12 protein-coding genes are annotated in these 10,969 nt (G+C 56.7%); 6 read left to right on the top strand and 6 right to left on the bottom strand.

Annotated elements, in window-relative coordinates; genetic code table 11:
• Positions 1–15: 15 nt before the first annotated feature.
• On the bottom strand, positions 16–1,077 hold the full coding sequence (locus tag CLH62_RS16235; protein WP_099619227.1) for a GGDEF domain-containing protein: 1,062 nt from the start codon (positions 1,075–1,077) through the stop codon (positions 16–18).
• A 198-nt stretch (positions 1,078–1,275) separates the two neighbouring features.
• On the opposite strand from CLH62_RS16235, the gene CLH62_RS16240 reads away from it, so the two are divergent.
• Positions 1,276–2,115 carry a M90 family metallopeptidase gene (locus tag CLH62_RS16240; RefSeq protein ID WP_099619228.1) on the top strand — a complete coding sequence of 280 codons (840 nt, stop codon included), beginning with the start codon at positions 1,276–1,278 and terminating at the stop codon, positions 2,113–2,115.
• An 18-nt stretch (positions 2,116–2,133) separates the two neighbouring features.
• Here CLH62_RS16240 and CLH62_RS16245 read toward each other — a convergent pair whose 3' ends face one another.
• Complete coding sequence (locus CLH62_RS16245; protein ID WP_099619229.1) at positions 2,134–2,802, bottom strand: DNA-3-methyladenine glycosylase I; 669 nt, start codon at positions 2,800–2,802, stop codon at positions 2,134–2,136.
• 87 nt (positions 2,803–2,889) lie between these two features.
• Between CLH62_RS16245 and CLH62_RS16250 the strand changes: the two genes are divergently transcribed.
• Both CLH62_RS16250 and CLH62_RS16255 read left to right on the top strand, forming a co-directional pair.
• A complete protein-coding gene (locus tag CLH62_RS16250; RefSeq protein WP_099619230.1) occupies positions 2,890–3,066 on the top strand; it encodes a DUF2897 family protein in 177 nt (58 codons plus the stop codon).
• A gap of 128 nt (positions 3,067–3,194) precedes the next feature.
• On the top strand, positions 3,195–5,219 hold the full coding sequence (locus tag CLH62_RS16255; protein WP_099619231.1) for an oleate hydratase: 2,025 nt from the start codon (positions 3,195–3,197) through the stop codon (positions 5,217–5,219).
• Positions 5,220–5,227: 8 nt separating this feature from the next.
• Here CLH62_RS16255 and CLH62_RS16260 read toward each other — a convergent pair whose 3' ends face one another.
• Positions 5,228–5,752, bottom strand: a complete 525-nt coding sequence (locus CLH62_RS16260) for a copper chaperone PCu(A)C (protein ID WP_099619232.1) — start codon at positions 5,750–5,752, stop codon at positions 5,228–5,230.
• A 288-nt stretch (positions 5,753–6,040) separates the two neighbouring features.
• Here CLH62_RS16260 and CLH62_RS16265 point away from each other — a divergent pair, with 288 nt between their 5' ends.
• Positions 6,041–6,760, top strand: coding sequence for a tellurite resistance TerB family protein (locus CLH62_RS16265; RefSeq protein WP_099619233.1), 720 nt, complete (start codon positions 6,041–6,043; stop codon positions 6,758–6,760).
• A gap of 25 nt (positions 6,761–6,785) precedes the next feature.
• Here the strand turns inward: CLH62_RS16265 and CLH62_RS16270 are convergent, their stop codons facing one another.
• The 3 genes from CLH62_RS16270 to CLH62_RS16280 are packed head-to-tail and all read right to left on the bottom strand — an operon-like array spanning position 6,786 to position 8,290.
• Positions 6,786–7,301, bottom strand: coding sequence for a phosphate-starvation-inducible PsiE family protein (locus tag CLH62_RS16270; protein WP_099619234.1), 516 nt, complete (start codon positions 7,299–7,301; stop codon positions 6,786–6,788).
• 37 nt (positions 7,302–7,338) lie between these two features.
• On the bottom strand, positions 7,339–7,677 hold the full coding sequence (locus tag CLH62_RS16275) for a zinc ribbon domain-containing protein YjdM (protein WP_099619235.1): 339 nt from the start codon (positions 7,675–7,677) through the stop codon (positions 7,339–7,341).
• 40 nt (positions 7,678–7,717) lie between these two features.
• Positions 7,718–8,290 carry a histidine phosphatase family protein gene (locus CLH62_RS16280; RefSeq protein ID WP_099619236.1) on the bottom strand — a complete coding sequence of 191 codons (573 nt, stop codon included), beginning with the start codon at positions 8,288–8,290 and terminating at the stop codon, positions 7,718–7,720.
• Positions 8,291–8,575: 285 nt separating this feature from the next.
• On the opposite strand from CLH62_RS16280, the gene CLH62_RS16290 reads away from it, so the two are divergent.
• Positions 8,576–9,028, top strand: coding sequence for a YaiI/YqxD family protein (locus tag CLH62_RS16290; protein ID WP_099619238.1), 453 nt, complete (start codon positions 8,576–8,578; stop codon positions 9,026–9,028).
• A gap of 83 nt (positions 9,029–9,111) precedes the next feature.
• Positions 9,112–10,902 (top strand): ABC transporter ATP-binding protein, encoded by a 1,791-nt coding sequence (locus CLH62_RS16295; protein WP_099619239.1) that lies wholly within the window; start codon positions 9,112–9,114, stop codon positions 10,900–10,902.
• Positions 10,903–10,969: the final 67 nt, after the last annotated feature.

Genomic DNA, 10,969 nt, shown 5'->3' on the forward strand with positions numbered 1-10,969 from the left:
TTACTGCCCCGGTCTTCAAACGGTTTCCAGCTCCACCCGATTCCGGCCACTGGTTTTGCCCCGGTAAAGCGCGGCATCGGCCCGGCTGACAGCAGTACTCAGGTCTTCGTCGGGACGAAGCTCACTCACCCCTATGCTGACCGTAATGTCTACTTCGCCTCCGATGATGGCTTTCCAGTCCTTCGCCAAAAAGGCATTTCTCACCCGCTCGGCGCTCGCCTGAGCCTTCCCGGAATCGGTATCCGGAAGAATGGCCAGGAATTCCTCTCCCCCCCATCGTCCGACCAGATCCTGTGCCCGCAGTTCCTTACGGATCACATCCGCTACGCAGCTGAGCACCCTGTCACCGGTTTCATGGCCGTAGGCATCATTGATGGATTTGAAGTGATCCACATCGAGGAGAAGAAACCCCACCGGGTGACCACTGCGCTGGAACCGGGCAAGTTCTTTTTCAGCCAGGTAGGTCATGTGGCGGCGATTGGAAAGTCCGGTCAGTGAATCCGTCGTTGCCATCTCACGTAATTTGCGCTGAGCGGACACCACCATCCTCAGGTAATACGAAGAAAGGTAGCTGAACATGGCAAAGACCACGCTCAGGTTGAACAGATGGACGATATGCAGGGCGGTTTGGGGGATAGGCTGTAAGGGCTCGATAAACCACATCAGTACATCCAGGGCTATGTAGTAGCCCCATAGCCCCAACAGGGCATAGACGGCCCAACGTCGTGATGCTGAAACGCAGATCGCCGGTATGAACATCAGCAGGTAATAATGAAAGCCGCTACCCCAACCGATCAGAATGATGCCAAGTGCCGCGTGGATCAGCACTTCGGCCCAGATCAATACGACTGCGATTTTATTCTTGTGGTATTTGAGCGCGTAATAGGCGCCCGTATACATGGCGACACTGACCACGTTCACCCACGCCAGAATCGGGGAACCCAGCGCAAGAAAAAGGAAGAAGAAGATAACGTCGACCGTGCCTGCAATCTGGGCACATCGCATGGCCAGGCGCCAGAACTGCGGCCGGCGCTCTCGTGCCGGCTCATAGGTCGCTGTGGTATTGAAGCTTTCCATAGACTGCATAATTCCTTGGATGTGACACAAGATTACCCTGAAATCCGGAACCTTGCGCCATGGAAATGCAAACAACTGAAAATTATTTCCCCGTTTTCCGGGCCCGGAAAAACACCATCAGCAAGGAACCAATCTGCTGTCAGGTGCCGTTTTTCGTTAAGATACTCGTTAACTCACCGGACGGTCGCTTGGAGAAACATGTCAGCAGCACTCGTATTTGCAGTCTTCGCAGTGACCCTCATAGCAGCAGCGGTTTTCTTCCTGTTCTACTACCGGACATGGCGAAGGGAGCGTGAGTTGAGGGGACCGTTTCCAAAATCCTGGCGCCGCCATATGGAAACGCAGGTGCCGCTTTACCGGATACTTCCCAAACACCTCAAGCAAGCGCTTGAACAGAGGGTACAGCTTTTTCTTGCCGAGAAGGAATTTTACGGCTGTGATGGCTTCGAAGTGAATGAACGCGTGAAACTGACCATCGCCGGCCATGCCTGCATGCTGATACTCGCCCGCCCCTACTCGGATTTCGATGACGTTCGCAGCATTCTGGTTTACCCCGATGCCTACCACGTGCGAGGCGTCCATAGCGATGGCATGGTGGTCAGAGAGAGTCATGAAATCCGGGCGGGCGAGGCATCGAGCCGGGGCCAGGTCGTCCTGGCCTGGAAGGAGTGCGAACATGCTGCCGGCAACCTGCACAGCAGTCACAACGTCATCCTCCACGAATTTGCCCACCAGCTGGATTATCTGGACGGCACCGCCGATGGTGCGCCACCCCTGAGCGGTGAGCAAGCCGAACACTGGCAGCATACAATGACAAAAGCCTACGAGGATTTGAGGCACTCACTGAGTCATCACCACAAACCCTGGCTCGATCCTTATGGCGCAACCGAGCCAGCTGAGTTTTTTGCAGTGCTGACGGAAGCCTTTTTCCAGCAACCTGGCCACTTGAAGGACAAGCAATCTGAAGTGTACAAGGCTCTTCAGGGGTACTACCGGCTGGATCCGATGAATCTATCAGATGAGTCTGCCAAGCCTTAAGCTCACCCGCCGTCGGCGTTATTCACCGACAGAACAGGCCAGAATCCGGGACAGGTGACTATAGGGCAGCCCGGTTTCACCATGCCAGGTGTTGAAGGCCTGTTGCGCCTGTACAAGCGCCTTCTTGCTTCCCGGGCTCGCATCCAGCAACGCTTCCCGACGCAAACCTGCAACCACATCGCTGGAGAGAATGAAGCCGTCCCAACCAACACGGCGCAGAAAATACTGGGCGGTATTGCCGCCAAGGCGGGCACCATTGCGTTTCAGCCAGAGGAGAAGGCCAACCTGATCTTCCGATGGCCACTGCGCCAGAAAGCGCCCGAAACTGCCATGCTCCCGGGCCGCATCCACGATCATCCGGGCGTTCTCCGGCACGGTACGGATCTTCTGCATGTTACGGACGATGCGCTCATCCTGGCAGAGATCCTCAAGTACTTCCGGCGGCACCTGCTGCCAGTACAGTGGCACAAAGCCTTCAAAAGCCGCCTCGAAGCCCGACCATTTGTTCTCGATCACCCGCCAGACGAATCCGGCCTTGAAGATACAACGGGTTACCTCGGACAAATATCGGTCGTCACCTCTGGCTTCCAGTTCGCCATGCTCGGCCACAGGAGGCAGAAGGGCGTGTAATGCATCTGCACCGCCCTTGTGGGCGATCGCCTGATCATGGATTCGGGAGAAAGACATTTCGTGTCCCGTCCGGATATCTGGTTGTCGATAGGGTATTGGGTGGTTCACTATAAAGGAAACCGGACCAATCAGGGAGCCACGCACATGCCAACGATAGGATGGGTCATTCTGTTTCTCGCACTGGCGCTGATAGTGGGCAGCATGATGATACTGCGTAACAGCGCCCACAGCATGAAAATCTCCGACGAGAAAATGAAGAAAATCCAGGCCCGCAAGGCGGAAGTCGAGGCCGAGGAGAGCGCCGAAGACAGGGAGTCGTAACGACCTGCTCATGCCTCTCCCGTGAATGCTTCGTGAAGACTTAAGCCCGGTTGACGTGTGTCACCCGGAATCACTGCCCTTCCAGCACAGTATACGGATAGTCACTCTTCAGGAAAGGAGATCCCAGCATGACCAGATCCACTACCCCCAGAAATCTCGGCTCAAAACTCGCACGTTATATTGAAGCGCTTGAAAAGCAGGGTGTCGATGTAACCCCGGACGCCTCATCAAGCCACCTGCACAACGGAATCGACACGCCCCTGCCACCGGCAGACCTGCACGGAAGCTACACCAACAATCGGCCACTTCCGACAGAGGGCATTACCGAGCGTCAGGCGTGGATTGTCGGAAGCGGTATTGCGGGCCTGTCTGCTGCCTTTTTTCTCATTCGCGACGGCCACATGCCCGCGAGCAACATTACTTTCCTTGAGGAGCAGGACATAGAGGGTGGTTCGCTGGATGGCGCTGGTAATGCCGAGGACGGCTATATCGTCCGGGGAGGTCGTGAAATGGAGATGACCTACCAGAACTTCTGGGATGTTTTCTCGGAAATACCCGCACTCGAATTGCCGGCTCCATTTACCGTACTGGATGAATACCGCATCGTGAATGATGCCGACAAGAACTGGTCAAAAGCCCGGCTCCTGGAAAACCAGGGACAGATCAAAGACTTCTCCACCATGGATCTTACCAGGCGCCAGCAGCTTGAGGTCATCAGGCTGCTATTGGCCCGGAAGGAAGATCTGGACGATATCACGGTTGAGCAATGGTTCAGTGAAGGGTTCCTGAACACCAATTTCTACACGCTCTGGCGAACCATGTTTGCGTTTCAGAACTGGCACTCGGTGCTCGAGATGAAGCTCTACATGCATCGTTTCCTGCATCTGATGGACGGACTGAACGACATGACGTCACTGGTTTTCCCGAAATATAACCAGTACGACAGTTTTGTCAGGCCTCTCATGATCTGGCTGAAAGACCAGGGCGTTAATATCCAGTACGACATGACCGTTACAGACCTGGATATGGATATGGATACCGGGGATGGCAGCAGGGCCGTCAAATCCATCCAGTGCCATGGCGGAGATGGCGACAAGACATTCAACGTCGGCGCACGTGATCTGGTGTTCGTCACGACCGGCTCAATGACCGAGGATACAGCCTACGGCGATGACGATAACGCCCCGAGATTGAAAGATAGTAACGAGGCCGGCCAAGGGTCTGGCTGGCAACTCTGGAGGAATCTCGCCGAGAAATCCGAAGTCTTCGGGCGGCCGGAAAAATTCTGCGGAGACATACCCGGCTCAACCTGGGAGTCAGTGACTCTTACCTGCAAACCCTCCCCGTTGATGGACAAGCTCAAAGAGCTGTCGGTAAACGACCCTTACTCCGGGTTCACGGCTACTGGCGGAATTATCACCTTTACAGACTCCTCCTGGCTGATGAGCTTCACCTGCAATCGCCAGCCACACTTCCCCGACCAGCCCGACGACGTGATTGTGCTGTGGACCTACGCTTTGTTGATGGATAAGCCAGGCGATTACGTCAATAAGCCAATGCCCGAATGTAGTGGCAGGGAGGTTTTGATCGAGATGTGCTACCACCTCGGGTTGACCGACCATCTCGATGAAATACTGGCTGCCACGAAAACCCGGATCGCACTGATGCCCTATATCACTTCGCAATTCATGCCAAGGGCCAGAGGCGATCGCCCTCAGGTGGTCCCCGAGGGCTGCACCAACCTCGCCTTCATGGGGCAGTTCGTTGAAACCCATAACGACGTTGTGTTCACACTGGAAAGCTCGGTTCGTACTGCCCGCATCGGGGTTTACAGCCTTCTTGGCATCAACAAGCAGGTGCCCGATATTTATCCGGGGCAATACGATATACGGCGTTTGCTGAGGGCAACCCGTACCCTTAACAGCAACGAAGCGTTTCTGGGCGAGGGCATTCTGCGCCGCCTCCTGGGCGGCACTTACTTTGAAAATATTCTGCCACTTGGTCCGGATGAAGACCCGGCGGATCTGCATAAATCCGGGCTGTTCGACAACCAGTTACAGGCTATCCGCCGACTGGTGGAAGAAAACCACACCCTCGACGAAGCCAAAGGGTGGGTTCAGGGCATCCTGGACAAGCTTCGCGGGCGAGGCTGATTCAGCGTTCAGTCGCCGCTGTGGTCCATACCCTGACCGGAGTGATCCATCTTCTGGTTGTTCATCATGGTTTGCCCATCCAGCGGCGCAACGTTCAGCTCAACTTCCATATCCGCCGCGCCCTCAAAACTGAGGGTTAGCGGAATGGTTTCATCCTCCCGAAGCGGGCTGTTCAGGTTTTCCAGCATCAGATGGTAGCTGTGGGGTTTCAGCTCCACGGTTGCGCCGGCTGGAATGGCCAACCCGCCTTTCACTGGCGCCATGCGCATAACGCCATCCTGCATGCTGCTCCTGTGGATGGAGACCCTTTCTGCCCGGGGGGTTCGGGCACCGGTAAGAACGATCTCGCTGCCGCCAGTGTTTGAAATGCTCATATAGCCCACACCCATGGGCGTACCCGGTGGTGTGGGGCGACTCCACGGGTGATCGATTTTTACATCGCCCTGACTGTAATCCTGGGCCAGGACAGGTGTGGTGATCAGTGCACTGCAGGCAATCAGCAGGCCGGTGGTCAATGCGGTGAGTCTGTTCATGGTGTCTCGCGTCGATCCGTTTTTTGGAAACGTCATTCAATCCTAGTGTTGCCTCTGGATCTCCTGATGACAAGCGAGCAAGGCTGGATGCGGCGAATAGTCGCAGCTGGCCATTGCAATAGCCAGCCAGCAGAAGCTTCGTACCTCCGGGCTAATGCAGCAGTGATCAACGGAACTAAATGCCCTGATTCATGACAACAGATTAATCTCGGCCTCATGACCCGGGAGCCCGGCGGACATAGAATGACCGCAGAAGCCAACCAGTGACCCGATTAGCAGGAGCTGAATATGAACGTGATGTCGGTGTTGAACCAGGTAATGAAACAGGCCCAGGGAGGCCAGTCCCGCAGTGGAGGAATGGACATCAACAGGATGATGGACAGCCTTGGCAGCCAACTCAAAGGCGGACAAGGCTCGGGTTCAGGCATCGACGTCAAAAGTCTTTTGGGCGGCGGCGCCCTCGGCATGATGCTCGGCTCAAAACGCGGCCGGAAGATGGGCGGCAAAGCCCTGAAGTACGGCGCCCTGGCTGGCGTGGGTGTACTGGCCTGGAAGGCGTACCAGAACTACCAGTCCAGCAACCAGGGCACATCGCAGCCTGCATTGGCCCAGCAAGGTCAGCCTCTGGAACAGCTGCAGGGCCAGGCGCAGGAACAACGAGGCCTGGAGATACTGCAAGCCATGATCATGGCAGCCCGCGCCGATGGCCACATCGACGCTAACGAACGTGCCCTGCTGACCCAGGAAATCGAGAAACTGGGTCCCGATGACGAATTACACGCCTGGATACAACAACAGTTTGACGCCCCACTGGACGCAAAAGCCCTCGCCCGGAACGCAGACTCACCCCAGGCAAGCCGGGAAATCTACATCGTCAGCGCGGTGATGATCGACGAGCAAAACCCCATGGAGCGGGCATGGCTGGACCAGCTGGCCTCGGCTCTGAACCTTGATACCGGAATGGCCCGAGAGCTGGAGCAACAAATCCAGGTTGCCACAAAGGCCTGATCAACCAACCTCTGAGGCAGGGCAATCAGTCATCCCAGTCATGGTACTGATTGCCCTGTCTCAGCAACCAGTAGGTAACCCCGAGCGCCAGCGTGGTTGCGGCAATCCCGATCAGATACATGGGTGTCAGTGTCTCGAAATCGAGCACAATCACTTTCCGGGCGATAGCCATAAGAGCCGTGGCCACAACCAGCTGCACCGGGAAGACATTGGTGCCGAGATAAAGCCGGATGTTGATGAAGATCTCCACCGCAATCAGAACCGCCATGAACGCACCAAAGGTGTAAAAAATATCGTTGATGTTCAGAAGCAGGAAGGGCGGCGTGATGAGCCTGTCGTAAATGATGTAAATGACATCGCCGACACCCCAGAGGATAACAGCGACCATCAACACGGCAAGCACCCGGATTGCGAAACGAATAACCCGGTGCAGGCCGCGAAAAAACGGATCGGGGAAATCGACCGGCAGTTCCTGATGGAGCTCATGCTTGCGCTCTGACGGCGATTGAACCGGCTTGTTTTCATCATCATGATCAACCATTCGATTTCTCCCTGCCGACCCCTAACACCTTTTAGAATCAGGCCTTCTTAACGAATTCCGATTTCAGCTTCATGGCACCAATGCCATCGACCTTGCAGTCGATATCGTGATCGCCCTCCACAAGACGGATATTCTTTACCTTGGTACCCACCTTCACCACAGAGCTGGAGCCCTTGACCTTCAGATCCTTGATCACAGTGACCGTGTCGCCATCCTGAAGTTCATTGCCGTTGGCATCCCGAATCAGCTTCCCGGCCGCATCAGCCGCAGCCTCCGCCTCAGACCATTCATGCCCGCACTCTGGACAAACAAGCTGGACACCGTCCTCGTATGTGTATTCGGAACTGCACTGCGGGCATGGAGGAAGTTGGGACATTATCATTTCCTGTTAATTGAATGAGTGCTGGATTATACCATCAACTCTCGGGTGAAACTCTCGCCAGCACCCTCGGATCATCAGACAAGGGCAGTCCGATAATTACCCCCTCATTGGACGAAGGATACACACCGGTCAGCGCCGTGGTATTCACCTGATGGGACACCAGAATCACCGGCGCCCCGACCCCCAGCCCGTTAACCAGAGAAATGGTTTGCCGAGTCTGCGCCGAACCATCCCCACGATTGCCAAAAAAAGAATTCAGCGACGGCCACTCAGTAACCTCCCCCATGTTCATGCCCCGCGCCGTATCCAGACACCGACACCACTGACTGCTGAACACCCGCGCCTCAGTAATCCCGTGGCTCTCCAGAAACGGCTTCCACGCCCGCGCCTGCTCCCGCCCCGTATCGTTCAGATTCCGCTGGGTCCTGCAGTCGTTGATATCAAAACTGGCCGGATCCCCGGTACCCGGCGCCAGGGCATGACGAAGCATCAAAACCGCCCGGCCCTCACGAAGGGCTTGCCAAGCTTCTGCGTTACTATCAGCGGCGAACGCCGAGAAAGAAAAGAAAACGGTTAACAATCCAGAGAATAGAATCCGACTAATCATGGCCAACACCTCCAAAAAAAGATTGCAGCGTCTCTCTGATACCGCGGGTAAACCTCTGATGTCCGGCAGAGGCATTGGGGCCGCCCTTCCAAAAATGTTGGAGGCCATGGACGGCCGGAAACAAGCGCACATGGAAGTGCTCGTAGCGGTTTTTGGAAGGGCGGCCCCAATGCCTCCTCCACCAAAAGCCAGATCCACATAACGAGATACGCGGACCTCCCCTACCAGGCTCACAACAACAAACGGTAAACTCACCAAAAACCAAGCCAAAAGAAGGAACCAACCATGCCAATCTGGGTCGACGCCGACGCCTGCCCCGTCCCCATCCGGGAGATCCTCTGCCGCGCCGCCACCCGTTGGCAGATCGAGACAACATTCATCGCCAACCACGTGATCACCCTGCCCCCGAGCCCCTACATCAAACGTCGCCAGGTCCCCCAGGGCTTTGACGTTGCTGACAACGAAATCATGGACCAGATGCAACAAGGGGACCTCGTCATTACCCAGGACATCCCCCTGGCCGCCGAAGCCATCGAAAAAGGCGCCGACGTCTTCAACCCCCGCGGCCAGGCCTTCACCAAAGAGAATATTCGACAGCGCCTCGCCATGCGCAACTTCATGGAAGAAATGCGAAACGCCGGCCAGGTGACCGGCGGCCCGGCCCCCTTCAGCCAGACCGACCGCAAGGAATTCGCCGACAAACTGGATCGTTGGCTACAGCGCAACGGACGCAAGTGATAATGATTCTATTTTAAAACCCTGGAGAATCCGCTACCCTTGCCGCCCTGATGCCTGCGTACTTCACGGGAGAGTAGCCAGATATGTCCTCACACAGCCACAACGCCACCAGCAGCTTCGCCGCCCTGGCCCGCCTGCTCAGATACGCCCGGGGTTACCGCAGGCAGATCATTGCGGCCTCCACCTGCTCTGTCATCAACAAACTGTTCGACATTGCCCCGGAAATACTGATCGGCGTCGCCATCGATGTGGTCGTCAACAAGGAAGAGAGCTTTGTTGCAGGCCTGGGGTTTGAAACAGCCCAGGAACAGATCACCATTCTGGCCATCCTCACGTTCTTTATCTGGGCCGGGGAATCGCTGTTCGAATACCTGTTCCAGATCCTCTGGCGCAACCTGGCCCAGCGGCTTCAGTCGGACTTGCGGCAGGATGCCTACGAGCACGCACAGCGCCTCGACATGAGCTTCTTCGAGGCCCGCAGCTCCGGTCAGTTAGTGGCCACTATGAACGACGACGTGAACCAGCTTGAACGTTTCCTCGATGGTGGCGCCAACGCCATGATTCAGGTGGTGGTGACGGTGGTGGCCGTGGGTGCGGTATTCTTCGTACTTTCGCCAATAATTGCCTTGCTGGCGTTCACGCCGATTCCCCTGATCATCTGGGGCGCCTTCTATTTCCAGCGCAAGGCTGGCCCGCTCTATGCCGATGTCCGGGAAAAAGTGGGCGACCTCTCGAGCCGGCTCGCCAACAACCTCGGCGGCATTGCTACCATCAAGAGCTTCACCGCGGAACAACGGGAAGCCAGGCGCCTCAAGGAAAGCAGTGAGGCGTATGTTGAGGCCAACCGCCGGGCCATCCGCATCAGCTCTGCATTCATTCCGGTCATCCGCATGGCGATCCTGGCCGGCTTCCTGGCCACCTTCACGGTGGGTGGCATGATGGCACTCGAGGGCTCCCTGAATGTGGGCGCCTACGGCGTGCTGGTATTCCTTACCCAGCGCCTGCTCTGGCCCCTGACCGGCCTTGCCGAAGTCATCGACCTGTTCGAACGTGCCATGGCCAGCACCCGGCGGATCCTGGACCTGCTGGCCGAGCCCGTGCACGTTCGGGACGAGGCCGGACAGGAACTTGAGGCGCCGGTGAAAGGCACCGTGGAGCTGGACAAAGTAAGCTTTCACTATCCCACCAGCGGCGCCGGCATCCGGGATATCAGCCTGACGGTGCCAGCTGGAAATACCCTGGCTCTGGTGGGTGCGACCGGTTCCGGAAAATCAACCCTGATCAAGCTGTTGCTACGGTTTTACGACCCCAGCCATGGCGAAATCCGGATCGACGGCCAGCCAATCCGGGATGTCAGCCTGAAATCCCTGCGTGGCGCCATCGGGCTGGTCAGCCAGGATGTCTACCTGTTCGAGGGCAGCATTCGCGAGAACCTGGCCTACGGCAAGCCGGATGCCTCCGATGCCGAGATCATGGAGGCCGCAAAAACCGCCGAAGCCTGGTCCTTTATCGAAGCCCTGCCAGAGGGGCTGGAAACACCGGTGGGCGAGCGCGGCGTCCGACTGTCCGGCGGCCAGCGCCAGCGCCTTTCATTGGCCAGAGCCCTGTTGAAAGACCCTCCCATCCTGGTGCTGGATGAGGCCACCAGTGCGGTGGACAATGAAACCGAAGCCGCCATTCAGCGCTCCCTGAGACGGATCGGCCATAACCGGACCGTGATCATGATTGCTCACCGCCTTTCCACCATCGTTGATGCCGACAACATTGCCGTGGTCGAAGGAGGCAAAGTGGTGGAGCGGGGCACCCATAAAGAACTGCTCCAGGAAGACGGCGCCTACGCTGTCCAGTGGCGGGTTCAGACCGGGCAGGTCTGAATCAGGCCGGTTCATTATTGCACTATATATTGATAGTGATTCGCATTTAGATTATTCTGCAGGCCCT

The organism is Marinobacter guineae (genome assembly GCF_002744735.1).
Lineage (GTDB): Bacteria > Pseudomonadota > Gammaproteobacteria > Pseudomonadales > Oleiphilaceae > Marinobacter > Marinobacter guineae.

Bases quoted from the DNA above. Each gene is read 5' to 3' on its own strand.
- CLH62_RS16235 (WP_099619227.1), bottom strand. From the start codon at position 1,077: ATGGAAAGCTTCAATACCACAGCGACCTATGAGCCGGCACGAGAGCGC.
- CLH62_RS16240 (WP_099619228.1), top strand. From the start codon at position 1,276: ATGTCAGCAGCACTCGTATTTGCAGTCTTCGCAGTGACCCTCATAGCA.
- CLH62_RS16245 (WP_099619229.1), bottom strand. From the start codon at position 2,802: ATGTCTTTCTCCCGAATCCATGATCAGGCGATCGCCCACAAGGGCGGT.
- CLH62_RS16250 (WP_099619230.1), top strand. From the start codon at position 2,890: ATGCCAACGATAGGATGGGTCATTCTGTTTCTCGCACTGGCGCTGATA.
- CLH62_RS16255 (WP_099619231.1), top strand. From the start codon at position 3,195: ATGACCAGATCCACTACCCCCAGAAATCTCGGCTCAAAACTCGCACGT.
- CLH62_RS16260 (WP_099619232.1), bottom strand. From the start codon at position 5,752: ATGAACAGACTCACCGCATTGACCACCGGCCTGCTGATTGCCTGCAGT.
- CLH62_RS16265 (WP_099619233.1), top strand. From the start codon at position 6,041: ATGAACGTGATGTCGGTGTTGAACCAGGTAATGAAACAGGCCCAGGGA.
- CLH62_RS16270 (WP_099619234.1), bottom strand. From the start codon at position 7,301: ATGGTTGATCATGATGATGAAAACAAGCCGGTTCAATCGCCGTCAGAG.
- CLH62_RS16275 (WP_099619235.1), bottom strand. From the start codon at position 7,677: ATGTCCCAACTTCCTCCATGCCCGCAGTGCAGTTCCGAATACACATAC.
- CLH62_RS16280 (WP_099619236.1), bottom strand. From the start codon at position 8,290: ATGATTAGTCGGATTCTATTCTCTGGATTGTTAACCGTTTTCTTTTCT.
- CLH62_RS16290 (WP_099619238.1), top strand. From the start codon at position 8,576: ATGCCAATCTGGGTCGACGCCGACGCCTGCCCCGTCCCCATCCGGGAG.
- CLH62_RS16295 (WP_099619239.1), top strand. From the start codon at position 9,112: ATGTCCTCACACAGCCACAACGCCACCAGCAGCTTCGCCGCCCTGGCC.